The sequence below is a fragment of the Aquabacterium sp. genome, assembly GCF_036273115.1.
GTDB lineage: Bacteria > Pseudomonadota > Gammaproteobacteria > Burkholderiales > Burkholderiaceae_C > Aquabacterium.
Window position 1 is genome coordinate 178272 of the sequence record NZ_DASUIN010000019.1, and the last position, 24281, is coordinate 202552.

Sequence of the window (24281 nt, forward strand, 5' to 3'; positions counted from 1 at the left end):
TTTGGCAGCTCAGGCCGGCACGCTTGTCGGTGTTTCAAAAGCCGCCACGGCAGTCAGCAGTTGGCCAGCTTGTTCCTTCATGCTGGCGGCGGCCTGGGTGCTCTGAGTCATCAACGCCATGTTGCTTTGCGTGGCTGAGTCCAGCCGCTGCACGGTCTGCTTCACATGGCTGATGCCTTGGGCATGCTGCACGCTGGTCTGGCTGAGGGTTTCCATCAAACTGGCCACCTGGGTGATGGTGCTGCGCAATGATTCGATGGTGGTGCCGGTGCGGTTGACCAGATCGGTGCCCTGGCCCACACGTTCCACGCTGTCGGTGATGAGTTGCTTGATTTCCCTCGCTGCGTGAGCCGAACGCTGGGCCAGCGACCTGACTTCGGTCGCGACCACGGCAAAACCACGACCCTGTTCGCCGGCACGGGCGGCCTCGACGGCGGCGTTCAGAGCGAGGATATTGGTTTGAAAGGCAATGCTGTCGATCACGGCAATGATGTCTGCAACACGTTGGCTTGACGCATGAATGCCGCGCATGGTGTCAATGACCTCACTCATGGCCTGGCGGCTTTGCTGGGCCACGTCTCGGGCGGTCAGGGCCAGGTCGCTGGCTTCGTGGGTTTGCGTCAGGCTGGTCGAAATTTCAGCTTCGATCTGATGCAAGACCTGGCTGGATTCTGACAACACGGCGGCATGGTGGGTCGAGCTGCGTGCGAGGGCCTCGGCGCCCGAGGCGACCTGCACCGAGGTTTGAGCCAGTTGTTCTGATTGCGCGCGAACTTCGCTGGTCAAGTTCACCAGACCGTCGCGCATTTTTCGCATGGACTGCAGCATGCGCCCCATCTCGTCGCGGGCATTCACTTCGCGGACATGCTGGGTCAAGCGCCCTTGGGCAATGGCCTCACTGATGCGCATGGCGGTTTGCACTGGGCGGCTGATGGAGCGGGCAATGAGCCAGGCCCAGAACATGCCACCGATCAGTGTCATCACGGTCAGAATCACGATGAGGGTGCGAGAGGTGGCCGTGGTCTGCAGGAAATGCGCTTGTGTCTGGCGGGTATGGTCCGACACCAGTTGCATCAAGGTGTCGGCGTCGCGTTGAACCGATTGGGCCAGAGGAGCCAGTGCAGTTTGTTCTCGCTCGTTGGCTTCAATCGTTTGCCCCAGCTCTACGAGGTGGAGCACTTCGTCTCGCCGCTGGCGGTACAGCTGATGGTGCTGCGCGAGTTTCCGCGTCGCCAGTTCAACCTGGGCGTGGGGTTGATTGGACATGGCCTCCAGCAGGTTGCCAATCGTTTGATCGGCGCGGGCCATTTCTGGTTTGAAACGGTCGGCCACCTCTGGCATGCCCACCGATCGAATGATGGCCTGGCTGCGCGTCAGGTCGAGGGCCAGCTGTTCTTGCAGGGCGTCGCTTTGGCTGCGCAATACCATCGCGCGTTCGAAGGTTTCGTGCAGCGCACGAGCTTGGTGAATGGCTGTGAACCCAAGGATGGCCACGACCATCAACAGGGTCAGGATCAGACCAAAGCCAACGGTCAGGCGGGTGCCGACCTTCCAGTCACGAAGTTGCAGGGAGAAATGCACGATGAACCTACTGCTAGAGAAAAGGGGCTGACGGCCGGGAGGTCATTGAATGGCAATCCAATGACCCCCGCAGCCCCTTATCGGTGCAGGGTTCGTGTGAATTCAGTCTCACATTGGCGTCAATGGCCAATTGCGTGAGCTGCCGACAGTTTCGGTTCAATGACTCGAAACTGTCATCAGCTTGTCATCGTTTGTTGGGTGCAATCAGAAGAGGAAATAGCGTTGCGCCATCGGCAACGACGTGGCGGGCTCACAGGTCAACAGTTGGCCGTCAGCCCGCACGTGGTAAGTCTGCGCATCGATTTCCATGACCGGCATGTAATGGTTGTGAATCATGTCGGCCTTTTTGACCGTGCGACAGCCACGCACAGTTGCAATGCGCTTTTTGAGGCCCAACTGGTCCGCCACACCGGCGCGGGTTGCAGCCTGGCTCAGGAAGGTCAGGGAGGTCCGTGCCACCGCGCCACCGAATGCGCCAAACATGGGGCGATAGTGAACCGGTTGCGGCGTGGGAATGGATGCATTCGGGTCGCCCATCGCCGCCGCAGCAATGAAGCCACCCTTGAGAATCAGACTGGGTTTGACCCCGAAAAAGCCCGGGCGCCACAAGACCAGATCGGCCCATTTGCCTTCCTCGATGCTGCCCACTTCGTGTGCGACACCATGGGCCAGTGCGGGGTTGATGGTGTATTTGGCCACGTATCGCTTGATGCGGGCATTGTCGTTGCGGTCGGTGTCGCCTGGCAGCTTGCCGCGTTGCGCCTTCATTTTGTGGGCGGTTTGCCAGCAGCGCAGAATGACTTCACCCACTCGGCCCATGGCCTGCGAGTCAGAGCTGAACATGCTGATGGCGCCAAGGTCATGCAGGATGTCTTCTGCTGCGATGGTCTCGCGCCGAATACGGCTTTCTGCAAAGGCCAGATCTTCGGCAATCGACGCATCCAGATGGTGGCACACCATCAGCATGTCGAGATGCTCGTCAATGGTGTTGACCGTGAAGGGGCGGGTGGGGTTGGTGGAGGAGGGCAGCACATTGGCTTCGCCCACGACCTTCATGATGTCTGGTGCGTGTCCGCCGCCTGCGCCTTCGGTATGAAAACTGTGAATGGTGCGCCCCTTGAAGGCCGCAATGGTGTCCTCCACAAAGCCAGACTCGTTGAGCGTGTCTGAGTGAATCGCGACTTGGATGTCGCTTTCCTCCGCCACGCTCAGGCACGTGTCGATGGCGGCGGGCGTGGTGCCCCAGTCTTCGTGTAGCTTCAGACCGATCACCCCGGCATCAATTTGCTGACGCAGCGCTTGAGGCTGGCTGGCATTGCCTTTGCCCAGAAAGCCCAGGTTCATCGGGAAGGCTTCGGCGGCTCGCAGCATCATCGCGATGTTGTCGGGGCCGGGGGTGCAGGTGGTGGCAAAGGTGCCAGTGGCTGGGCCCGTGCCGCCACCAATCATGGTGGTCACGCCGCTGTTGAGCGCCTCTTCGATCTGTTGCGGGCAGATGAAGTGAATGTGGGTGTCGATGCCTCCGGCTGTGACGATCATGCCCTCGGCTGCGATGATCTCGGTGCCAGGGCCAATCACGATGTCAATGCTAGGCTGAACGTCGGGGTTGCCGGCTTTGCCAATCTTGAAAATGCGGCCCGATTTGATGCCGATGTCGGCTTTGACAATGCCCCAGTGATCCAGGATCAAGGCGTTGGTCAGCACGCAGTCAGCCGCCTCCATGGGGCCGGGGCCGTTGGGGACCTGGCTTTGCCCCATGCCATCGCGAATGGTCTTGCCTCCTCCGAACTTGGCTTCCTCTCCGTATCCGCCAGCTCGGAGTGTCAGGTCCTGTTCCACTTCGAGGACCAGGTTGGTGTCGGCCAGGCGGACGCGGTCGCCGACTGTGGGGCCGAACATTTCAGAATAGGCGCGTCGATCAATGCTTGCCATGTGGGTCAATCCTTGGTGGCTCAGAGCGATCCCTGGGTCAGGCCCCGGAAACCGTAAACAATGCGTTGGCCAGCGTAGTCAACCAACTCCACGGTGCGCTGCTGGCCGGGTTCAAAGCGAACGGCGGTACCAGAAGCAATGTTCAGTCGCATGCCTTGAGCGGCAGCGCGATCGAATCGCAAGGCACCGTTGGTCTCGGCAAAGTGGTAGTGCGAGCCAACCTGAATGGGCCGGTCGCCGGTGTTCTCCACGGTCAGGGTGAGGGTGCGTCGGCCCGGGTTCAGCACCAGATCGGGGCCGTCGGTGAGGATCTCGCCTGGAATCATTGGGGGCTCCTATGCTGCGCAAATTGGTGAACAGTTGGTCACAGCACGGCTGCTACGGCAGGCGCCAGCAGGCTCAGACCGAACAGGGCCACGGCTGCGCCAACCGCACGGCTCATCCAGCGGCGAACGGGGTGGGCCGCGTCGCGCATAGCCCAGCCTGCACCCATGCCGGCCACATGCAGGCACGCGGTAGACAGCACCATGCCAGCGAGCGTGGCCAGCGCGTCGCCATGCAATTCCTGGCCGTGGGCAAGACCATGAAAGAAGGCAAAGCCAGCCACCAGGGCGACCGAGGCTTGGGCTGGCCACGACGATCGGGCAGCCACCATCAGGCCCAGCACCAGAAGGGATGCCGCAATCATGGGCTCGATGCCTGGCAGGTTCAAACCTGCCATCCCCGCGATGGCGCCCACGAGCAATGTCAGGGCGAAAGCGACAGGCTGTTGCCAGGTGGCCGACCACGTGGCGCTGGAGTTGGCCCGCGCTGGCGAGCCGAGCACGCTCCACAACCCCACGCTGACCATGGCAGCCAGGTGGTCAAAGCCAGAAAATGGATGGGCCCAACCGCTCACGAAGCTGTCCAGGGTGTCGTGCGCGACGTGGCTGCCATCGGCTGCGCCCAGATGCGCCAAAGCGGGGGTGCTCAGGGCCGCAGCCAAGGCGGTGGCTACAACACGTTGAATCAGAGGCTTGTTCATCTCGATCTCCTGTTGCTGGCTTGATTCAAACCAGCCCAATGTGGGGGTGAATGAGGAATGGCAGTGGGTTTGCACCAAATCGGTGATCAATTTGGCTGCGCGCCGCACTCACGCAATGGGTTGGTGCACAGTCACCAATTTGGTGCCATCCGGGAAAGTGGCTTCGATCTGGATTTCCGGAATCATCTCGGCCACGCCGTCCATGACGTCGTCCCGTGTGAGCACCGTTTTGCCCTCGCTCATCAGGGCCGCAACGGTCTTGCCATCGCGTGCCCCCTCCATGATGGCGGCAGAAATCAGCGCCACCGCTTCCGGGTAGTTCAGCTTCAGGCCACGCGCTTTGCGTCGCTCCGCCAGCAAGGCGGCGGTGAAGATGAGCAGCTTGTCTTTTTCTCTGGGCGTCAGGTCCATGGTGTGGCCGGGTCCGGGGTGGACCGCTCATTGCTTATGGAAGTAGGTTGAGGCCACACCATGCAAAACCCAGACCCGATTCGTCAAGCCCCCAGCGCAGACCCTGTCGCTTCGGCGCACCCGCCATTGCAGCGGGTCGTCAAGGTGCGCCGTGACTACAACAGTTGGGTGGCCAAGGAAACGCTGGAAGACTATGCCCTGCGGTTCACGCCTCGCTCGGCACGCAAGTGGAGTCGCTTTCGGGTGGCCAATATGGCCTTCGGGGCGGCGTCCTTTCTGGTGCTGGAAGCCGTGGGGGCCACCTTGCTGGTCGACTTCGGTTTCATCAATGCCTTCTGGGCCATCGTCGTCACCGGGTTGATCATCTTGTTGGCTGGCTGGCCTATCAGCGTTTATGCTGCGCGCTATGGGCTGGACATGGACCTGCTGACGCGTGGCGCAGGCTTTGGGTACATCGGCTCTACCATCACGTCGCTGATCTACGCCTCGTTCACCTTCATCTTCTTCGCGCTTGAAGCGGCTGTGATGGCCTATGCCCTGGACTTGGCCTTTGACATTCCGCCTTCGTGGGGCTATTTGCTGTGCGCCTTGGTGGTGGTGCCACTGGTTACCCACGGGGTCAGCATCATCAGTCGCTTGCAGTGGATCACCCAGCCCATCTGGTTGGTGCTGCTGGTGCTGCCCTATGTGTTCGTGTTTCAGGCGCACCCGGGCATCGTGTCGGAACTGATGGGCTATGCCGGCGTAAATGGCGATCGGGGCCAATTTGACCTGATCGGATTCGGTTCGGCCCTGACGGTGGGCATAGCCTTGATCACGCAAATGGGTGAGCAAGCGGACTACCTGCGTTTCATGCCCGAACCTCGTCAAGGCGAGGGCCTGCGTTGGCGCTTGTCGGTGTTCATGGGCGGGCCCGGCTGGGTGATACCCGGGGTGTTGAAGATGTTGGGCGGGGCTTTGCTTGCCTATCTGGCTTTGCGCCACTTCTTGCCAGTCGAACGTGCATTGGATCCGAATCAGATGTATCTGGGGGCGTGGGAGTCGGTGCTGCATCAACCCACCTGGGCGGTGGCAGTGACCGCATTTTTTGTGGTGATTTCCCAGCTCAAGATCAATGTGACCAACGCCTACGCTGGCTCGCTGGCCTGGTCGAACTTCTTTGCACGCGTCACCCACAGCCACCCGGGGCGTGTGGTGTGGGTGGTCTTCAATGCTCTCATCGCCTTGATGCTGATGGAGTTGAATCTCTTTCAGGCTTTGGGCAAGGTGTTGGGCTTGTACTCGAACATTGCCATTGCCTGGATGATGGCGGTGGTAGCCGACCTGGTCATCAACAAGCCCATGGGCTGGTCGCCCCCCGGCATCGAATTCAAACGGGCCTATCTGTATGACATCAACCCAGTGGGAGTAGGGGCCATGGGCGCGGCTTCGCTCTTGTCCGTGCTGGCCTATGTGGGGTGGATGGGAGAGGTTGCACAAGCGTTTTCTGCCGTCATTGCCTTGGTGACGGCTTTGATTGTGTCGCCTTTGATTGCCTGGGCCACGCAAGGGCGTTACTACCTGGCACGAGAGCCATTCGGTCGGCACCTGGAAGACGATGGCAAGCCCCTGGGTAAGGTCATTCGCCTGCGTGCTTTGCATACCTGTACGGTGTGCGAGCGTGAGTACGAAACCGACGACATGGCCCATTGCCCGGCCTATCAGGGGTTCATTTGCTCGCTGTGTTGTTCTCTGGATGCCCGATGCCAGGATCTGTGCAAGCCCGAGGCGAGGCTGTCGCACCAGTGGCAGGAGGTGGCCCAAAGGATCTTGCCCGCTGTGATCTGGCGCCGCCTGGACACCGAGTTGGGCCAGTTTCTGCTGTTGATCGGGGTGCTGGCGCCGGCCATGGCGCTGTTATTCGGCATGGTTTACCAGCAGCATCTGCGCGATCTGGATGTGTTTGCTCTGCAATCGCTTGATGCTCTGGCCACTGCTTTGCAGCACGGCTTCGTCAAAATCTATGTGGTCTTGCTGCTGGTGTCGGGTGTGGTCGGCTGGTGGCTGGTGCTGACGCACAAGAGCCGCAAGGTGGCGCAGGAAGAGTCAAATCGGCAGACGCATCTGCTGGTGCAGGAAATCGAGTCGCACCGTGTGACCGACCAGAAGCTGCAACAGGCCAAGCAGCAGGCCGATCAGGCCAATCAGGCCAAGACGCGCTACATCAGCAACATCAGCCATGAGTTACGCACCCCGCTCAACAGCATCCTGGGTTACGCCCAATTGCTGGATGAGGACCAGAACTTGCCCGAGCACGTGCGCCATGCCGTTGGCGTCATCAAGCGTGGAGGGGATCACCTGCTCTCGCTGATCGAGGGGACGCTTGATCTGGCCCGTATTGAAAGCGGGAAGCTGACCCTGGCGCCCAAGCCGGTCCGCTTGAAAGAGCTGCTGGATCAGATCGTCGCCGTGGTGGAGCCACAGGCCCGTCAGAAGGGGCTGCGGTTTGTGAATGATCTGGGCAGCGATCTGCCTGAAGTCGTGAAAGCCGATGAGCGACGCGTGCGGCAGATTCTCATCAACGTACTGGGCAATGCCGTGAAGTTCACGCACACAGGGCAGGTGACCTTCAAGGTGCGGCATGCCCGAGAGATGGCGCGCATCGAAATTGTGGACACGGGCCCTGGCATTGCCGCCGATGAACTGGCGCGCATCTTTGAGCCATTCGAGCGGGGTTCGTCGGCTGCGGGCCAGTCTGCGGGTGGCACAGGCTTGGGTTTGACCATCAGCAAGATGCTGACCGACCTGATGGGGGGCGAAATGAATGTGTCCAGCCAAGCCGGCTTGGGCACCACGTTCGAAATTCGCTTGTTCTTGCCGCAGGTTCGCCAGACGCACCTGGCGCCATCACCTGTCAAAGGCGTGCGCACGGGATATGCAGGGCCGCGAAGGCGAATCTGGGTGGTTGACAACGAGGAAGCCGACCGGGGGCTTCTGGTTCGCATCCTTGAGCCCATGGGCTTTGATGTGATGCCGTTCGAGTCGGGGCTGGCCTGTCTGGCCATGTTGCGGCATGGGCCTTCATCCATGAAGCCCGATGCGTTCTTCATGGACCTGGCCATGCCGGGGCTCGACGGCTGGGGCACGGTGGAGGCCATTCGCGCCGAGGCTTTGAGTGATGCGCCCGTTGCCATCGTGTCGGCCAATGCGTTTGAAAAAGGCGCCGAGAACAACGTCGGGATCAGTGCCGATGACTTCATGGTCAAGCCCGTCCGGGTGACGGAGTTGCTCGACTGGCTGGGCCGGCGCCTGCAGTTGGAATGGATCGAAGTGCAGCGAGCCGACGCGGCAGACCCTGGGCTCATGCCCTCAGCTGCGGCATTGCGCCATCTGGACGAACAAATTCAGTCGGGCTATGTGCGCGGCGTGCACCGTGTGCTCGACCAGATCGCCCAATCGGAACCCCATTGCGACGGCTTTGTGCAGCGCATGCGCGACATGGCCCGACAATTTCAACTGGATGCCATGGCGGTGGTCATTCGCAATGCGATGACGCCCCCAGCCTCCAACCAGGACCTTGCTACATGACTCCCATGCTCGATCACCTCGATCGCAGTCGAACCGATGTGGTTCTGATCGTCGACGACGTGCCGGACAACCTGTCCTTGCTGCACGATGCCCTGGACGACGCCGGCTATACCGTGCTGGTGGCCACCCATGGTGAAGCTGCCCTGCAAAGAGCCAGTCAGGCAGTTCCCGACATCATCTTGCTCGACGCCTTGATGCCCGGCATGGACGGTTTTGAGGTGGCCCGTCGGCTCAAGGCCCAGGGTGAAACCAGCCACATTCCCATCGTGTTCATGACCGGCCTGACTGACACCGAGCACGTGGTCAGCGCGTTTGATGCGGGCGGCATTGACTATGTGACCAAACCGATCAGGCCCAAGGAAGTGCTGGTGCGAATTCAGGCGCACATGCAGGGAGCTCGACAGGCCAGACAGGCGCGCAATGCCCTGGATGCATTCGGTCATGCTTCGGTCACCATCAGCCTGAAGGACGGCCGGCTGCCCTGGCAAACGCCTTTGGCGAGGCAATTGCTGGCGCGTTACTTCGATGCCCCGGACGGGGTGGCGCCTCAAGAATTGCTCGGGTGGGTGCGTCAGGCCGCGTCGGATCGGCTGGGCAAGGCGCAGGGCGGTACGCCCCCGAGTTGGTTCGTGAACCAGGCCGGGGCGCGATTGACTTTCGCGCTGCATCAGCCCACCGGGGAAGAGGAGTGGCTGTTGGTGATGACCGAAACCTCCGACCGGGTTCTGATTGAAGCGATCACGCAGGAGTTTCGCCTGACCGCTCGCGAGGGTGAGGTGCTGTACTGGGTGGTGCGTGGCAAAACCAACCGTGACATTGGTGACATCCTGGGTTCGAGCCCGGCGACCGTCAAAAAACAGCTGGAGCACATTTTTCCGAAACTGGGTGTGGAGACCCGAACCGCAGCGGCCGGGTTGGCGCTGAGCCGCGTGGCGCAGTTGAAAATGCGCTGAATCGGGCCTGTCGCCATCGACTACGATGTGGTCTGATTTGACCTATTCGTTGAGACTGACATGGCTGATAACGAGATCGACTACGGCCCGCTCACCGGGCTGATTGGCACCTGGCAGGGCGACAAGGGCCTCGATGTGGCGCCTGAGCCCGATGGCAAAGAGGAAAGTCCGTATTTCGAAACCATCACCTTCACGCCGATTGGCGACGTGACCAACGCCGAAGAGCAGGTGCTGGTGGGGCTGCGGTACCACCAGACAGTCAGCCGCAAGTCGAACAACAAGGTGTTCCATGACCAGTGCGGCTACTGGATGTGGGACCAGGCTACGGGCACCATCTCTCATTCGCTGTTGATTCCACGTGCGGTGGGCGTGATCGCTGGCGGCGTGGCCAAGGCCGAGGCGGGTTCTTCCGTAGTGACCTTCGAAGTGAAGGCCGGTTTGCACAACCCAGACTGGACCATCGTGCAGCAGCCCTTCATGCGCGACAAGGCCAAGACGGTGGCTTTCAACGCCAAGTTCATGGTCGATGGCGACACCTTGACCTATTCCGAGACCACCGTGCTCGACATCTACGGCAAGAAGTTCCAGCACACCGATGGGAACACGCTCAAGCGCGTGAGCTGAGACTGACGTCGATCAGTTTGCGGGCTCCTGCAGGCGAAGCAGAGCCCGCTCGAAACGGCTGGAGCAGACAGACAACGTTTCTCTGTGCACCTTGTCCAGCCGCTCCCAACGGCGAGTGAAGTCAGCGCGTGCAGCCATGAAGGTGTCGAACTCGCCTGCCGTCACGATTTCATTGCCACCCTCGTCTGACTCGACCGAGATCACTGCGCGATCAAACGCCTTCTGGATGCGTTTGACCACCGTGCGTGTTTCCTGGGTGTCGGCCTGAACGTTCGCCACCATGATGCCGCCTGGCTTCAATGCTGCCTTGCAGGCACGGTAAAACGCGTCTGAGCTCAGCGCGGGCGGAAGCCCCTCACCGGTGAACCCGTCAACCAATATCAGATCGTATGTGCGACGGTGTTGTGCCACATGAAGGGCACCGTCCTCGCACAACACCCGCAGGCGTTCGTCATCGGGGGGGATGCAGAACTCCTGCCGCATGTCGATCACGCCTTGGTTGATCTCCACCGCCGTGATACGCGCCTGGGGCACATAGTGATACAGATACTTCACCATGGAGCCGCCGCCCAGGCCAATCATCAAGACATGGCCTGGCTGGCTGTCGAACAGCAGTGCCCCCATCATGGTGCGGGTGTAGTCCAGCACCAGTTCATTGGGGTCTGCGCGGCGCATGCTGCTTTGAATCAGCGTGGACTCGAAACTCAAAGAAACCGTCTGCTTGTTCAGATGCAGGCGAGGGGGTTCTGTCGGCGTACTCATGGGTGAGAGTCTCTCATGCGATACGCCACATGGCGTATTCACCACTTTGGGGCACGTGGGCACACTGAACTCATCCGATCACGAATCGGACTTTGAAAAAGAGTTCAGCGTTCAACCCATCTCCCACAGGAGCAAGCCCTCATGAACATTTCTCGTCGCGCCGCCACCCAAACCCTGTCTGCTGTCGCCCTGGGCGTGGCAGGCCTGGCCTTCAGCACCATGGCCCAAGCGGCTGACACCATCAAAGTGGGCGTGCTGCATTCGCTGTCGGGCACCATGGCCATTTCCGAAACCGTTCTGAAGGACACCGTCCTGATGGCGATTGACGAAATCAACGCCAAGGGCGGCTTGCTGGGCAAGAAGCTGGAGCCCGTGGTGGTCGACCCCGCTTCGAACTGGCCTCTGTTTGCTGAAAAGGCCAAGCAACTGCTGACCCAGGACAAGGTTGCCGTGACCTTTGGTTGCTGGACTTCCGTGTCTCGCAAGTCGGTACTGCCCGTCTACAAGGAAAACAACGGCCTGCTGTTCTACCCCGTGCAATACGAAGGTGAAGAACTCGAGAAGAACGTGTTCTACACCGGTGCGGCGCCCAACCAGCAAGCCATTCCCGCTGTGGAATACCTGATGAGCAAGGACGGTGGTTCGGCCAAGCGCTTCGTGCTGCTGGGCACCGACTATGTGTACCCTCGCACCACCAACAAGATCCTGCGCGCGTTCCTGAAGTCCAAGGGTGTGGCTGAGGCCGACATCATGGAAGAGTACACCCCCTTCGGTCACTCCGACTATCAGACCATCATCGCCAAGATCAAGAAGTTCGCTTCTGAAGGCAAGAAGACTGCGGTGGTGTCCACCATCAACGGTGACTCCAACGTGCCTTTCTACAAGGAACTGGGCAATCAGGGCTTGAAGGCCAAGGACGTGCCCGTGGTCGCTTTCTCGGTGGGTGAAGAGGAACTGCGTGGTGTGGACACCAAGCCACTGGTTGGCCACCTGGCTGCCTGGAATTACTTCATGTCCATCAAGAACCCGACCAACGCCGAGTTCATCAAGAAGTGGTCTGCATACGCCAAGGCCAAGAACATCGCTGGCCACAAGGACAAGCCCCTGACCAACGACCCAATGGAAGCCACTTATATCGGCATCAACATGTGGGCGCAAGCGGTAAAGAAGGCCGGCACCACCGATACCGACAAGGTGATTGCCGCAATGGCCGGCCAAACCTTCCCTGCACCTGGCGGCTTCATGTCCAAGATGGACGAGAAGAACCACCACCTGCACAAGCCGGTGTTCATTGGCGAAGTCAAGGCTGATGGCCAGTTCAAGGTGGTCTGGAAGACCCCAGGTCCCGTCAAGGCCCAACCTTGGAGCCCCTTCATTGCCGGCAACGACAAGAAGAAGGACGAACCCGACACCAAGTGATCTGACCCCTTGATTGTTTGACTTGAGGCAGAGCGATTGGCCCCGTCGGGGGATTCCCCGCGGGGCCTTTTTTTGCCCCTCTTTCCAGTCTGGATGCAGGACATGCCCACTAAAAGAAGAACCTGGAACAGCGTGATGCGCTTGGCCGCAACCTGGGTGATCGGCACCATAGGGCTCTCGGCGCACGCCTTGACTGCCGATGAAGCCTATTCGGTCACTGCGGGCGACAACGATGCGCGCATTGCCGCGCTGCAACAGTTGGCACCCAAAGGCGACCCCGCATTGACGCCTCTACTGCAGGCGATGTTGAACGATTCCGTCAAGCTGGCCGGGCGTCAAGTGTTGATCGTGGGCGAAGATGGTCAAGCGAAAGACGCTACAACTGGCCAGCCCGCAACCGTTCCCGATGACGCCGAAGATGTCATCAACAACAACCGCATGAGCAGCGAGATTGAAGCAGTCCTCGCCGCCGCGTCACCTGATCCGGCCGTACGCCAGCGGGCCTTGCTGGCCTCCGCAGACCCGGCCAAACGGCTTGAAGCAGCCAAAGCCTTGGGTGAGATGGCCAGCCCGGAAACGCGGGCTCGCCTGATGGAACGCTTGCAAGACGAGTCCGAAACCGATGCCGCAGTGAAAGGCGCCATGCAGGCGGCATTGGACAAGGTCAACCGCCAGTTGGCCTGGGGTGAGTATGCCGGGGTGCTGTTCACCGGGGTGAGTCTCGGCTCGATTTTGTTGCTGGCCGCACTGGGCTTGGCCATCACCTATGGCCTGATGGGCGTGATCAACATGGCCCATGGTGAGCTGATGATGATCGGGGCCTATGCCACCTTTGTCATCCAGAACCTGTTCCGGCAGTACCTGCCCGATGCGTTTGACTACTACCTGCTGTTGGCGGTGCCTGCATCCTTCTTGGCCGCTGCGTTGGTGGGCGCTGTGCTGGAACGCACCGTGTTCCGATTCCTGTACGGCCGACCACTGGAGACACTGCTGGCCTCCTGGGGTGTCAGCCTGGTGTTGATGCAGTTGGTGCGCACCGTGTTTGGGGCGCAGAACGTGCAGGTGGAAAACCCCGCCTGGATGTCGGGTGGCTTCAACGTGTTGAGCAACCTGACCCTGCCTTACAACCGCCTGGTCATCATTGCCTTTGCTGCGGCGGTGCTGGTTGGCATGACCCTGTTGATTGCCAAGACCCGAATGGGCTTGTTTGTGCGCAGCGTGACCCAGAACCGCCCGATGGCTTCTTGCATGGGTGTGAACACGGCCAAGGTCGACACCATGGCGTTCTCCTTGGGCGCCGGCATTGCCGGCCTGGCAGGCTGCGCCTTGTCTCAGATCGGTAACGTGGGCCCCGACCTCGGCCAGAGCTACATTGTGGATTCGTTCATGGTGGTGGTGCTGGGGGGCGTTGGCCAGATCGCTGGCACGGTGTATGCCGCTCTGGGGCTGGGTTTGATCAACAAGTTCATCGAGGGCTGGGCGGGCGCTGTGCTGGCCAAGATCATGGTGTTGGTCATCGTGGTGATCTTCATTCAGAAGCGTCCACAGGGCTTGTTTGCTATGAAAGGTCGTGAGGTATGACCGATATGTTGAAACCCAAGGGCGGGCTGATGCTTGGCACCAAGGGCTGGGCAGCCGTGATGGCCGCTGTGGTGGTGGTGACCGTGATGGCGCCCATCTTGAACTTGATGGTGCCTGCTGACTCGGTGTTTCACCTGTCTGATTACGCCGTCGGCTTGATCGGCAAGATCATGTGCTACGCCATCTGTGCCTTGGCCATGGATTTGATCTGGGGCTACACCGGCATCTTGTCGCTGGGACACGGCTTGTTCTTCGCCCTGGGCGGCTATGCCATGGGCATGTACTTGATGCGTCAGATCGGCCGCGATGGCAGCTATGGTGCCGACATCCCAGACTTCATGGTCTTCCTGGACTGGAAGACTGTGCCGTGGCACTGGACCTTATCCGAGTCCTTCATCGGTCAGATGCTGCTGGTGGTGTTGGTGCCTGGCTTGCTCGCGTTCGTGTTTGGCTTCTTTGCCTTCCGCTCGCGTATCAAGGGGGTGTACTTCTCCATCATCACCCAGGCCATGACCTTTGCGGCCATGCTCCTGTTCTTCCGCAACGAGACAGGCTTCGGTGGCAACAACGGTTTCACCGACTTCAAGCGCATCCTGGACATCCCGATCGCGCAGCAGTCCACCCGCATGGTCTTGTTTGTGTTGACCGGCTTGACCCTGTTGGGATTCTTCCTGATGGCGCGTTGGCTGGTCCACACCAAGTTTGGCCGTGTCTTGCAAGCCATTCGTGATGCAGAAAACCGCGTCATGTTCTGTGGCTACAACCCATTGGCGTACAAGCTGGCCATCTGGACCTTGTCGGCCGTGATGTGTGGCATTGCCGGAGCTTTGTACGTGCCACAAGTCGGCATCATCAACCCCAGTGAAATGTCTGCAGCAGCCGGCATTGAGATCGCCATCTGGACCGCTGTGGGGGGGCGCGCCACCTTGATCGGGCCGATCATCGGCGCCTTCTTTGTCAACGGTGCCAAGAGCTGGTTCACCGTGGCGTTTCCTGAGTTCTGGCTGTACTTCCTGGGGGCGCTGTTCATCCTGGTTACCCTGTTTTTACCCGACGGCATCGTCGGTGGGGTGAAGAAGCTGTTCAACAAGAATACAGAGGTAAAAGCATGACTCCGGACCTCATGGAAGCGGGCACAGCCGCCTTGAACAAGGCCAAAGGCGTCAGCCCCACGGCTGGCGAATCGGGAGGGCGCGAGGCGGCGTATGGCCGCGTGGTCGAGCCAGGCCAACTCGACGTCACTCACGGATCGATCCTGTATCTGGATGACATCGAGGTCAGCTTCGATGGATTCAAAGCACTCAACAAGCTCAGCCTCGACATTGCGGTGGGCGAGATGCGTTGCATCATCGGTCCCAACGGTGCAGGGAAGACCACGATGATGGATGTCATCACCGGCAAGACACGACCTGACAGTGGTACGGCCTATTTCGGCTCGACCATTGACTTGCTCAAGATGCGCGAGAGCGAGATCGCCCAGATTGGCATTGGTCGCAAGTTTCAAAAGCCCACGGTGTTCGAACACCTCAGCGTGTTTGAAAACCTGGAGTTGGCGCTCAAGGCTGATCGCCGGGCGCGGTCCTCGGTGTTCTTCAAGCTCAACAGCGAGCAGTTGGACCGGATTGGCGCCATGCTTCAGCTCATTCATCTCAAGAGCCAGGCCCAGCGTACGGCCGGTTTGCTGTCGCACGGGCAGAAGCAATGGCTGGAGATTGGCATGTTGCTGATGCAGGACCCCAAGCTCTTGCTGCTGGATGAACCCGTGGCGGGCATGACCGACGAAGAAACCGAGCGCACGGCCGAGTTGTTCCTGTCGCTGGAGGGCGCTCATTCCCTGGTGGTGGTTGAGCACGACATGAAGTTCATTGGTGAGCTGACCACCCAGGGGGTGAATGCCGCCAAGAAGAAGGTGACCGTGCTGCACGAAGGCTCGGTGCTGGCAGAGGGGACCTTGGCCGAAGTACAGGCCAATGACAAGGTTGTCGAAGTTTATTTGGGACGCTGACCATGCTGACAGTTGAAGCCGTCAACCAATATTACGGGGGCTCGCACATCTTGCGCGGGCTTGATTTCGAAGCCAAGGTGGGCGAAGTGACCGTGGTGCTTGGGCGAAATGGGGTGGGCAAGACCACCTTGCTCAAGAGCCTGATGGGCCTGGTGCCCATCAAGTCCGGGGCCATCAAGCTGGACGGGCAGGGCATCGACAAGCTCAAGCCCTACGAACGGGTGCGCATGGGCGTTGGCTATGTGCCGCAAGGCCGCGAGATCTTCGGGCGCCTGACCGTGGCCGAGAACCTGCAGATGGGGCTGGCCAGCAAGCCGGGCAGCACGCCGTTTCCTGAGCAGTTGTTCGACCTGTTTCCTGTTCTCAAACAGATGATGCACCGCCGTGGCGGTGACTTGTCTGGGGGCCAACAGCAGCAACTGGCCATTGCGCGCGCACTGGCTGCCGGGCCCAAGCTCTTGATTCTCGACGAGCCGACCGAGGGCATTCAACCCAGCATCATCAAAGACATTGGCCGCGCCATCCGCAAACTGGCCGATGAGGGTTTGAACGGCCAGAAAATGGCCGTGGTGCTCGTCGAGCAGTTCTATGACTTCGCCGCGGAACTGGCAGATCAGTATCTGGTGATGGAACGCGGTGAGATCATTCAGCGAGGCCGAGGGACCAACATGGAAGCCGAAGGGGTTCGGCAACTCATGTCGATCTGACCTCACCTGGAGATCACGGTGTGGCTTGCTCGCTGGCCTGACCTTGGCGGACCGCTTCTTCCGTCATGATGCTGAACTCAATGCGGCGGTTCTTCGCGCGTCCTTCTGCCGTCGCATTGCTGGCAATCGGGTGTGAATCGGCGTAGCCCACGGCGGCAATCTTGTCGTTCGGAACGCCTTGCCCCAGCAGGTACAAGACCACGTTGGTGGCTCGCATGGACGACAGCTCCCAGTTGTTGGAGAACCCGCCGGCTTTCTTGCTCAGCGGTTGGTCGTCGGTATGGCCTTCGACCCGGGCTTCCACGTAGTTCATTTCCTTCAGGGTCTGAGACAGGATCTTGATCCACTCCAGGCCTTGCTTGGACATGCTGGCGCTACCGCTGGCAAACAGGTTCTCGACGGGAATCACCACCCGGATGCGATTGCCTTCGTTGTTGACCTGGATGTTCTTGTTGGCAGCGAATGAGGCGGTCAGTTGGTTATAGCCATAGCTGACCGCGTCTTCCAGGTACAGCCCGACCATCGCGCCTTTCAGACTACGGCGATAGAAGGTGTAGGTGTTGTCAACGATCTTCCAGTCGCCCGTGCGCTGCTCCAGCCATTTGCCGTCCACCTTGGCAAAGTAGTTCAGCACCTTGAATCGGGTCGGCACATTCACGGAAATGATGCTTTCGTCCTGCATGCAAGTCGCTCCCATGCAGGTCGAGCCGTCCACCGTCAGGTAGTAGCGGTTGGGGTTGTCCTTGTCTTTCTCCAGAAAATCGTCGCGGTTGGTGATGCGTTCGAGATAGGCATAGGAAGACGTGCCCGGAAATCGCAGGGCCTTGTACCGCGTACCGTCTTCGGTCGTGTTTTCCCAACGGTAATTGCTGGGGCGGGCATAGGTGATCAGATTGGGGTTGAAGTTGGCGCCAAACAAGAACGAGTAGGTGCCTTGGCCATCTGCTCGCTTGCTGAAGTACTTGTTCGCGCTTTTCATGTCGTCTGACAGGCTGAACACGGTTTCAGTGGTGTTGAACGCCATCACGGCGGTCGGCAATGCCGTCAAAGCGCACAGAGACAGGGTGGTGCGCAGCATGCTATTTGTTTTCAAAATCTCTCCCTTGGGGTAAGGCAATCCATCAGTCTAGCCAAACGCATCGGCCCGCACCGGTTAGACTTCGCCCCTCAACTGAAAGGATTCGACATGCCCGTCATCACCACCACCTCTGGTCTGCAATACGAAGACACCGTTGAAGGCTCTGGCGAAGTTGCCAAGGCCGGTCAGTACGTTTCCGTGCACTACACCGGCTGGTTGTACGAAGGCGGCGTCAAGGGTGCCAAGTTCGATTCGAGCAAGGATCGTGGCCAGCCTTTTGAATTCCCCCTGGCTGCCGGTCACGTCATCCGTGGTTGGGACGAAGGCGTTCAAGGCATGAAGGTGGGCGGCACTCGTATTCTGGTCATCCCGCCTCAACTGGGCTACGGTGCACGCGGTGCCGGTGGTGTCATTCCTCCCAACGCCACCTTGATGTTCGAAGTGGATCTGCTGGGCGTTTGATCGCCGGGCCGAGTTCATGTTTGCTCCGAGCCAGGAACAAGTGCGTCGCTTCTTTTGCGACGCCTGGTCCAAGCACCGAAACAGTTTGCCGCTGACGCCTCTGGAGGCGCAGGCGGTGGACTGGATCGTGCTGCACCCGGAATACCACGACGACCTCAGTGACGCGGATGCGGCTGTGGCCCGGCAGTATTCCGTGGAAGGGGGGCAAACCAACCCCTTCCTGCATTTGTCCATGCACCTGTCCATTACCGAGCAGGTCAGCATCGACCAGCCTCGTGGCATCAAGGCTGCGGTGGAAAAGCTCGTCCAGCGCCGCCCCTCTTTGCACGATGCGCACCATGAGGTCATGGAAGCCTTGGGCGAGATGGTCTGGGAATCGCAGCGGTCGGGCAAGCCCTTTGATGGGCAGTCCTACATCGACCGCGTGATGATGCGCGCCACTCGCTGATCGGGTCTGTAGGCTGGCCTTAGGGTTGGCCTGCCTGCTTGGGGCGAATTCCCGCCGCTAAACTCTCGGCATTCAGTGTGAGTAGCGCAGGGGAGTCCATGCCGATTTTGTCGATGTCTGCCGGTCGTGTGACCGCGGTCTGGGGCCAAGCCTGGTTCCGTCAGCCAGATGGCTCGCTCAAGGCCGTTCGTGTTGGCGATGAGTTGACCACGGGTCAGCAGGTTCTGACCGATCAAAAGGGCATTGTCGAAATCATGCCCGCGGCGCTTTCTCCTCGCATCCTTCAATACATCCAGTCGGCCAACGAGGTGGACCGATCGATCAAGGCGATCGAGTCGAGGGAGCCTGAATTCGAGCCGGCCTCTGGTTTGAACGCAAGCGGCAGTGGCAGCTTGTTGCCGGGGCTGCGGGTTGAGCGCATTGACGAATCCTTGCAGCCCACCCGTTTCACGCAAGCCGTGGCGCCTGTGCGTCCAGCAGCCTCCGCGCCAGACGTCTTTCTTGCTCAGACACCTCGTGGCTCGGGTGAGGATGCCGCCGCGCCCATGGCATCGGGTGGTCTGCCCGACCCCACCGTGGGCCCGGACAAGGGCGCCGTGCTGCCTCCGGCTGACGGTAGCCTGCCTGATGTCGGGCGTGCCACCCAACTGTTCAACCTTTCCTTGTCAGAGGGGGATGTTGCGGGGCGAGTCGGCCCGGTGGTGGGTGCGGTGAAGCAGGTACAGATTGACTTGACCTTGGTCGACGCCGCCGACAACTTGGCTCTGGTTGCTCCGTCAACCCCTTTGTATGCCAGCAATGGCTCGCCCTTGGTGTGGGTGTCGGATGGCCAAGGCGGGCTGAAAGCTTTTGCTGCCGATGCACTCAATGGCACGCCGGTGCTGGAGGCCCATTGGTTGTCCGCGACAGGCGAAATCGCGGTTACCCTGAACGCAGGGCTCAGTCATGCGAACCCGTTGGCGCAAGACGTCCTGTCCCTGGATCTGGCTTTGCGCTCAAGCGCTCCCGATGCCAAAGACGTGGCCTTGGTTCAGCTCTCGGTGCAAGATGGGGGCCCTGCGCAAGCGCACGATCTCATCGCCGCCGCGTCTCGATTGGACGAGTCGTCCATCAAGGGCTCACTGCTGGACGGCGCCACCTTTGGCCTGGATGGCTTTGGTGGGGTGCATCAAGTCATGGTCGGTGCCCAGACCCATTTGGCTGACCCCACGCTGCCGAACATGACAGTCCAGACACAGCACGGTGGGGCGCTCACCATCAACGTGCTGACAGGCGACTACAGCTATGTGCCGCCCGAAGATGTTCGCGACTTCACCCTGGATCCGGTTCGCGTCACCCTGCTTGACGGCGATGGGGATGCGGTGGATATCTCACTGGACCTTGTCATCAATCACCCCGTGTGGGTCGACAGCACGCCTGGCTTTGATTTGATGAACGGTCACCGCGGCACGGATGTGTTCAGATGGCACCTCGGTGAGGCGCATTTGCCTAGCTCGGCCATGGTGAATTCGGTCGATATGGTCAAAGGCTTCGAACTCGGTTCGCCGCGTTTCCAGGGCGCAGATGTGCTTGACCTGCGTGATCTGCTTCAGGGTGAGCACGCCGCAGGTGGCGGCGATGCGTTGTCGCACTATCTGGCTGTGGAAACGCTGCCCACCATGTCGACCGTGCTGCACATCAGCTCGACGGGCCGCTTTGATGGAGAGCATCCCCAACCCGAGTTGCAGGACCATGCCATCATTTTGTCTGGCGTGAACCTGCGGGCCGGTCTGGGGCTGGGGGCGTCGGCCTCGTCAAGCGAGGTGATCAACGCATTGTTGAAGCAGGGGAACCTGCTGGTTGACCCCTGATCTTCTCAGGCTTACTTGCGAACGGGCGGCTGAGGAACGGTCTTCAGATCGCCTGGCAGCGAACCAATGTGGTTAGCTAGTACTTTGAGTTCAGCCAATGTGAACTGCTTGACCTGGCCTGCCATGATGGGGTTGCCGCGGCCGATCTTGCTGTTGTTGGTGGTCTGGTAAGACTTCAGTGCCACGTACAGGTAGTCGCCATGCTGGCCGGCCAGCTTGGGGTAAGACGGATCGATGGGTTTGTTCAAGCCTTCGCCGTGACAGCTCAAGCAGGCGCCTTTCTGAATCAGGGCTTCAGCCTGCGCCGCCTGGCTTGAGGCCTTGCCCTTGGATGCGGGGAGGTCTTTGCCCGATTGCTCATAGTAGGCCGCCAGATCGGCGATGTCCTGATCGCTCAGCGACGTGGCAATGCCACGCATGGTGGGGTGTTTGCGATCGCCCTTTTTGTATGCCTGCAACGCGGCTTCGATGTATTTTGCGTTTTGTCCCGAAATCATGGGTACCCGATGAATTTCAGGGAAACTCGATTGGTAACCCACAATGCCGTGGCACCCAATGCACATGGCGATCTTGTTCTGTGCGGCGGCGGGGTCTCCGGGCTTTGCTTCCTGCGCCAGAGCGAGGGGGGCTGCAGAGAGCCCAACCAGGGCGGCAATGCCCCACTGCAAAATGGACAGGTGGCGTACGGCGTTTGAAGGTGTTTTCATGGATCTGGCTAAAAATGGCAGCGAAGGAAAAACACACGGTTCAAACCAATATAAGGCGCCCCGCCTATACTCGAACACAGTAACAACCCGGTTGAGTTTTGTCATGAAATTTCAAGGAACTGACCAGTACGTGGCCACCGACGACCTCAAGCTGGCCGTCAATGCTGCACTGAAGCTTCAGCGCCCTTTGCTGGTCAAGGGCGAGCCTGGCACCGGCAAGACCATGCTGGCCGAGCAAGTCTCCGAAGCGTTGGGCATGCCACTGTTGCAGTGGCACATCAAGTCGACCACCAAGGCGCAACAAGGTCTGTACGAATACGATGCCGTCAGCCGTCTGCGCGACAGCCAGTTGGGCGATGAAAAGGTCAAGGACATCCACAACTACATCGTCAAGGGCGTGCTGTGGCAAGCCTTCGAGGCCGAGCAGCCTGTGGCTTTGTTGATTGACGAAATCGACAAGGCCGACATCGAGTTCCCCAACGATCTGTTGCGTGAACTTGATCGCATGGAGTTCTACGTTTACGAGACCCGCCAGATGGTCAAGGCCAAGAACCGGCCCTTGGTCATCATCACCTCGAACAACGAGAAAGATCTGCCTGACGCCTTCCTGCGCCGCTGCTTCTTCCACTACATTCGCTTCCCTGATGCGGACACCATGAAGCAGATTGTTGAGGTGCACTTCCCCGGCATCAAGAAAGAGCTGTTGGCGGCGGCCATGCGCCACTTCTACGAAGTGCGCAACTTGCCTGGGTTGAAGAAGAAGCCCAGCACCTCCGAGTTGATTGACTGGCTGAAGCTTCTGCTGGCGGAAGACATCCCCGTCGAGGCGCTGCAAAGCAAGGACGAAAAAGTCAGCGTGCCCCCCATGGTGGGCGCCTTGCTCAAGAACGAGCAGGACCTCAGCCTGTTCGAACGCCTGGTCTACATGGCCCGGCAGAACCGCTGAGCAGAGGCGCTTGGCAGCAGGGCTGAGCCTGCGCGCGGCCTGCTGAGTCAGGCCGCTGCGCGAACCTCGTTGCACACCACCACGCGGTTGCGGCCTTCCGCCTTGGCCCGGTAGAGCGCCGCATCTGCGCGATGCAGCAAAGAGTTGAGGTCTTCTTTGGTGTCGCGGGCGCATGCCATGCCTGTGCTCACGGTCGCGGTCAGGGTTTCGTTTTCCCACGGGATGCTGATCTGGCTGACCGCCGCGCGCAGTCGTTCGGCAGCCTGCACGGCCCCCTCGTGTTCGGTGTGCGGCAGCAAGACGCAGAACTCCTCGCCGCCATAGCGGGCCACGCGGTCGACTTCACGCGCGTGCGCCTTCAGTGCTTCGGCAACCTTGCACAACACCATGTCGCCAGCCGCGTGGCCATAGCGATCGTTGATGCGCTTGAAGTGATCGATGTCGACCATCAGAACGGCAAACCGTTGGCCGAATCGTTGAAGACGCTGAACTTCGCGCCCGAGCATCATTTCAATGGCGCGCCGGTTGAGCAGGCCGGTGAGGGCATCGTGCTGTGACATGTACTCGAGCTTGTGCACCAGGCGCATGACCACGAAGTACAGAAGCAGCACGCTGCTGAGAATGGCCAGAGAAACGCAGGTGAACACCAGAGCAAATTGACCGGCTTGCGGGCTGAAGTGGTACCAGGGCCAGCGAACGTCGGGCAAAACGGCGGTGAGGGTGACGCCACCAAACACGGATGCGCTGGAAGCCATGATCACATTGTGGGCGTGCGCCATGCCCCGGCTGTACTCCCTCGCGATCGGGTTGAATGTCTCTCGGGCACAGGCCAGCAGCACGGAGCAGGCCACCACGCCTCCGGCCAGCATGCCGGCTACCAACCAGTTTTGAGGAATGCACACGCCGAAATTGAAGATGCACAACCCGAGCCCCAGCACGATATGGCTTCGGTCGGTGTGCCGGATGCGCAAGAACGCCTGCATGCCGCGACGGATGGAGATGCAGCCCAGTACCGCGATGGCCGCGGCGGTCAGCATCTGGGGGGTGTTTTGCAAGCCGCCGTTGACGACGGTCAGCGTCAGGCTGATCCCGTTGGCCAGCCCGGCGACGACCCAGTGGCGCGCAGCCCGGCGCGACAGGCCCAGCCAAGTGCCAGCTCCCCACCAGATGGCCGTGGTGAGTGCCTGGTTGAGGAAAACGAAGGCCAATAACTGCAAGGACGCGTCCATCGTCGGTGCTTCAGGCCAAAATAGACGCTAATTCGAAGGACTTCATATGCTCATCGACTTCTTCTTCGCTTTGCGCTCGGCTCGGCTGCCGGTGACTATTCCCGAGTACCTCAGCCTGCTCGAAGCCATCAAGCAGGACCTGATCGGTCCGTCGGTGGACGAGTTCTATCACCTGGCCCGTATGACCCTGGTGAAGAACGAAACGCATTTCGATAAATTCGACAGAGCATTCTCCACTTATTTCGGGGGGGTGGCGGGCCAGATCGACCTCACTAAGGATATACCCCTAGAGTGGCTGCGCAAGCATTTCGAGCGTGAGCTGAGCCCAGAAGACCGGGCCAAGATCGAAGCCATGGGCTGGGACAAGCTCATGGATCGCCTCAAAGAACTGCTGGAAGAGCAGAAAGAGCGCCACGAGGGCGGCAACAAATGGATCGGCACCGGCGGTACTTCGCCGTTCGGGGCCTACGGTTACAACCCGGAAGGCATCCGCATCGGTCAAGACCGCTCGCGCAACCGCAGCGCCGTCAAGGTGTGGGACAAGCGCGAGTTCAAGGACTACGACGACACCATCGAGCTGGACACCCGCAACATCAAGGTGGCCCTGCGTCGTCTGCGTAAGTTCGCCCGTCAGGGCGCAGCCGAGGTGCTCGATCTGGATGACACCATCCACAGCACGGCCGCGAATGCGGGCATGCTGGACATCAAGATGGTGCCCGAGCGCCACAACACGGTCAAAGTGCTCTTGCTGATGGACGTGGGCGGTTCGATGGACGATCACGTCCATCGGGTGGAAGAGTTGTTCTCGGCCGCCAAATCCGAGTTCAAGCACCTGGAGTTTTATTACTTCCACAACTGCGTCTACGACTTCATGTGGAAGAACAACCATCGGCGCTTCACGGAAAAAATCCCCACCTACGACATCCTGCGCAAGTACAACAAGGACTACAAACTGATCTTTGTGGGGGATGCGACCATGAGCCCTTACGAGATCC

General features: G+C 60.0%; 22 protein-coding genes. 13 read left to right on the forward strand and 9 right to left on the reverse strand.

What is annotated here, in order from left to right:
* Positions 1–9: 9 nt before the first annotated feature.
* The 5 genes from VFW72_RS07775 to ureA form a co-directional block, all read right to left on the reverse strand.
* The gene (locus VFW72_RS07775; protein ID WP_329673713.1) at positions 10–1581 is read right to left on the reverse strand and encodes a methyl-accepting chemotaxis protein; all 1572 of its coding nucleotides are present in this window, start codon (positions 1579–1581) and stop codon (positions 10–12) included.
* A 204-nt stretch (positions 1582–1785) separates the two neighbouring features.
* A complete protein-coding gene (gene ureC, locus VFW72_RS07780) occupies positions 1786–3513 on the reverse strand; it encodes an urease subunit alpha (RefSeq protein ID WP_329673714.1) in 1728 nt (575 codons plus the stop codon).
* Between the two features lie 20 nt (positions 3514–3533).
* Positions 3534–3839, reverse strand: a complete 306-nt coding sequence (locus VFW72_RS07785) for an urease subunit beta (RefSeq protein ID WP_329673715.1) — start codon at positions 3837–3839, stop codon at positions 3534–3536.
* A gap of 38 nt (positions 3840–3877) precedes the next feature.
* Entirely contained in the window at positions 3878–4537 is a 660-nt protein-coding gene (locus VFW72_RS07790) for a HupE/UreJ family protein (RefSeq protein WP_329673716.1), read from the reverse strand.
* A 108-nt stretch (positions 4538–4645) separates the two neighbouring features.
* A complete protein-coding gene (gene ureA, locus VFW72_RS07795) occupies positions 4646–4948 on the reverse strand; it encodes an urease subunit gamma (protein ID WP_329673717.1) in 303 nt (100 codons plus the stop codon).
* A gap of 60 nt (positions 4949–5008) precedes the next feature.
* On the opposite strand from ureA, the gene VFW72_RS07800 reads away from it, so the two are divergent.
* The 3 genes from VFW72_RS07800 to VFW72_RS07810 are packed head-to-tail and all read left to right on the forward strand — an operon-like array spanning position 5009 to position 10092.
* Positions 5009–8515 (forward strand): hybrid sensor histidine kinase/response regulator, encoded by a 3507-nt coding sequence (locus tag VFW72_RS07800; protein WP_329673718.1) that lies wholly within the window; start codon positions 5009–5011, stop codon positions 8513–8515.
* Positions 8512–9468: a response regulator transcription factor gene (locus tag VFW72_RS07805; RefSeq protein WP_329673719.1), complete on the forward strand. Its 957-nt coding sequence runs from the start codon at positions 8512–8514 to the stop codon at positions 9466–9468. The genes VFW72_RS07800 and VFW72_RS07805 overlap by 4 nt, the downstream gene beginning before the upstream one ends.
* A 60-nt stretch (positions 9469–9528) precedes the next feature.
* On the forward strand, positions 9529–10092 hold the full coding sequence (locus VFW72_RS07810; protein WP_329673720.1) for a heme-binding beta-barrel domain-containing protein: 564 nt from the start codon (positions 9529–9531) through the stop codon (positions 10090–10092).
* Positions 10093–10104: 12 nt separating this feature from the next.
* Here the strand turns inward: VFW72_RS07810 and VFW72_RS07815 are convergent, their stop codons facing one another.
* Positions 10105–10854 (reverse strand): fused MFS/spermidine synthase, encoded by a 750-nt coding sequence (locus VFW72_RS07815; protein WP_329673721.1) that lies wholly within the window; start codon positions 10852–10854, stop codon positions 10105–10107.
* Between the two features lie 141 nt (positions 10855–10995).
* Between VFW72_RS07815 and urtA the strand changes: the two genes are divergently transcribed.
* The 5 genes from urtA (at position 10996) to urtE (ending at position 16566) form a co-directional block, all read left to right on the forward strand.
* A complete protein-coding gene (gene urtA, locus VFW72_RS07820) occupies positions 10996–12273 on the forward strand; it encodes an urea ABC transporter substrate-binding protein (RefSeq protein WP_329673722.1) in 1278 nt (425 codons plus the stop codon).
* Between the two features lie 135 nt (positions 12274–12408).
* Entirely contained in the window at positions 12409–13854 is a 1446-nt protein-coding gene (gene urtB, locus VFW72_RS07825; protein WP_329673739.1) for an urea ABC transporter permease subunit UrtB, read from the forward strand.
* Positions 13851–14966 carry an urea ABC transporter permease subunit UrtC gene (gene urtC / locus VFW72_RS07830; RefSeq protein WP_329673723.1) on the forward strand — a complete coding sequence of 372 codons (1116 nt, stop codon included), beginning with the start codon at positions 13851–13853 and terminating at the stop codon, positions 14964–14966. The genes urtB and urtC overlap by 4 nt, the downstream gene beginning before the upstream one ends.
* Positions 14963–15859: an urea ABC transporter ATP-binding protein UrtD gene (gene urtD / locus VFW72_RS07835; RefSeq protein ID WP_329673724.1), complete on the forward strand. Its 897-nt coding sequence runs from the start codon at positions 14963–14965 to the stop codon at positions 15857–15859. Before urtC ends, urtD begins: the two co-directional genes overlap by 4 nt.
* Before the next feature lie 2 nt (positions 15860–15861).
* Positions 15862–16566: an urea ABC transporter ATP-binding subunit UrtE gene (gene urtE / locus VFW72_RS07840; RefSeq protein WP_329673725.1), complete on the forward strand. Its 705-nt coding sequence runs from the start codon at positions 15862–15864 to the stop codon at positions 16564–16566.
* 13 nt (positions 16567–16579) lie between these two features.
* Here urtE and VFW72_RS07845 read toward each other — a convergent pair whose 3' ends face one another.
* Positions 16580–17644: an OmpA family protein gene (locus tag VFW72_RS07845; protein ID WP_329673726.1), complete on the reverse strand. Its 1065-nt coding sequence runs from the start codon at positions 17642–17644 to the stop codon at positions 16580–16582.
* Positions 17645–17752: 108 nt separating this feature from the next.
* On the opposite strand from VFW72_RS07845, the gene VFW72_RS07850 reads away from it, so the two are divergent.
* From VFW72_RS07850 to VFW72_RS07860, 3 genes are all read left to right on the forward strand, one after another.
* The gene (locus tag VFW72_RS07850) at positions 17753–18106 is read left to right on the forward strand and encodes an FKBP-type peptidyl-prolyl cis-trans isomerase (protein WP_329673727.1); all 354 of its coding nucleotides are present in this window, start codon (positions 17753–17755) and stop codon (positions 18104–18106) included.
* Positions 18107–18122: 16 nt separating this feature from the next.
* The gene (locus tag VFW72_RS07855; protein ID WP_329673728.1) at positions 18123–18554 is read left to right on the forward strand and encodes a DUF1841 family protein; all 432 of its coding nucleotides are present in this window, start codon (positions 18123–18125) and stop codon (positions 18552–18554) included.
* Positions 18555–18652: 98 nt separating this feature from the next.
* Positions 18653–20404 carry a type I secretion C-terminal target domain-containing protein gene (locus VFW72_RS07860; protein WP_329673729.1) on the forward strand — a complete coding sequence of 584 codons (1752 nt, stop codon included), beginning with the start codon at positions 18653–18655 and terminating at the stop codon, positions 20402–20404.
* Positions 20405–20415: 11 nt separating this feature from the next.
* On the opposite strand, the gene VFW72_RS07865 is transcribed toward VFW72_RS07860, so the two are convergent.
* Positions 20416–21111, reverse strand: coding sequence for a c-type cytochrome (locus tag VFW72_RS07865; protein WP_329673730.1), 696 nt, complete (start codon positions 21109–21111; stop codon positions 20416–20418).
* A 103-nt stretch (positions 21112–21214) separates the two neighbouring features.
* Between VFW72_RS07865 and VFW72_RS07870 the strand changes: the two genes are divergently transcribed.
* The gene (locus VFW72_RS07870) at positions 21215–22057 is read left to right on the forward strand and encodes a MoxR family ATPase (RefSeq protein ID WP_329673731.1); all 843 of its coding nucleotides are present in this window, start codon (positions 21215–21217) and stop codon (positions 22055–22057) included.
* A gap of 47 nt (positions 22058–22104) precedes the next feature.
* Here VFW72_RS07870 and VFW72_RS07875 read toward each other — a convergent pair whose 3' ends face one another.
* The gene (locus tag VFW72_RS07875; protein WP_329673732.1) at positions 22105–23286 is read right to left on the reverse strand and encodes a GGDEF domain-containing protein; all 1182 of its coding nucleotides are present in this window, start codon (positions 23284–23286) and stop codon (positions 22105–22107) included.
* 46 nt (positions 23287–23332) lie between these two features.
* Here VFW72_RS07875 and VFW72_RS07880 point away from each other — a divergent pair.
* Positions 23333–24281, forward strand: a 949-nt coding sequence (locus VFW72_RS07880; RefSeq protein WP_329673733.1) for a vWA domain-containing protein, incomplete at its 3' end; no start/stop codon positions are given.

Coding starts and splice junctions, on each gene's coding strand:
- urtD (WP_329673724.1), top strand. CDS start 14,963: ATGACTCCGGACCTCATGGAAGCGGGCACAGCCGCCTTGAACAAGGCC.
- VFW72_RS07785 (WP_329673715.1), bottom strand. CDS start 3,839: ATGATTCCAGGCGAGATCCTCACCGACGGCCCCGATCTGGTGCTGAAC.
- VFW72_RS07855 (WP_329673728.1), top strand. CDS start 18,123: ATGTTTGCTCCGAGCCAGGAACAAGTGCGTCGCTTCTTTTGCGACGCC.
- VFW72_RS07810 (WP_329673720.1), top strand. CDS start 9,529: ATGGCTGATAACGAGATCGACTACGGCCCGCTCACCGGGCTGATTGGC.
- urtA (WP_329673722.1), top strand. CDS start 10,996: ATGAACATTTCTCGTCGCGCCGCCACCCAAACCCTGTCTGCTGTCGCC.
- VFW72_RS07850 (WP_329673727.1), top strand. CDS start 17,753: ATGCCCGTCATCACCACCACCTCTGGTCTGCAATACGAAGACACCGTT.
- urtC (WP_329673723.1), top strand. CDS start 13,851: ATGACCGATATGTTGAAACCCAAGGGCGGGCTGATGCTTGGCACCAAG.
- urtB (WP_329673739.1), top strand. CDS start 12,409: ATGCGCTTGGCCGCAACCTGGGTGATCGGCACCATAGGGCTCTCGGCG.
- VFW72_RS07875 (WP_329673732.1), bottom strand. CDS start 23,286: ATGGACGCGTCCTTGCAGTTATTGGCCTTCGTTTTCCTCAACCAGGCA.
- VFW72_RS07860 (WP_329673729.1), top strand. CDS start 18,653: ATGCCGATTTTGTCGATGTCTGCCGGTCGTGTGACCGCGGTCTGGGGC.
- VFW72_RS07845 (WP_329673726.1), bottom strand. CDS start 17,644: ATGCTGCGCACCACCCTGTCTCTGTGCGCTTTGACGGCATTGCCGACC.
- VFW72_RS07815 (WP_329673721.1), bottom strand. CDS start 10,854: ATGAGTACGCCGACAGAACCCCCTCGCCTGCATCTGAACAAGCAGACG.
- VFW72_RS07790 (WP_329673716.1), bottom strand. CDS start 4,537: ATGAACAAGCCTCTGATTCAACGTGTTGTAGCCACCGCCTTGGCTGCG.
- urtE (WP_329673725.1), top strand. CDS start 15,862: ATGCTGACAGTTGAAGCCGTCAACCAATATTACGGGGGCTCGCACATC.
- VFW72_RS07870 (WP_329673731.1), top strand. CDS start 21,215: ATGAAATTTCAAGGAACTGACCAGTACGTGGCCACCGACGACCTCAAG.
- VFW72_RS07805 (WP_329673719.1), top strand. CDS start 8,512: ATGACTCCCATGCTCGATCACCTCGATCGCAGTCGAACCGATGTGGTT.
- ureC (WP_329673714.1), bottom strand. CDS start 3,513: ATGGCAAGCATTGATCGACGCGCCTATTCTGAAATGTTCGGCCCCACA.
- ureA (WP_329673717.1), bottom strand. CDS start 4,948: ATGGACCTGACGCCCAGAGAAAAAGACAAGCTGCTCATCTTCACCGCC.
- VFW72_RS07865 (WP_329673730.1), bottom strand. CDS start 21,111: ATGAAAACACCTTCAAACGCCGTACGCCACCTGTCCATTTTGCAGTGG.
- VFW72_RS07800 (WP_329673718.1), top strand. CDS start 5,009: ATGCAAAACCCAGACCCGATTCGTCAAGCCCCCAGCGCAGACCCTGTC.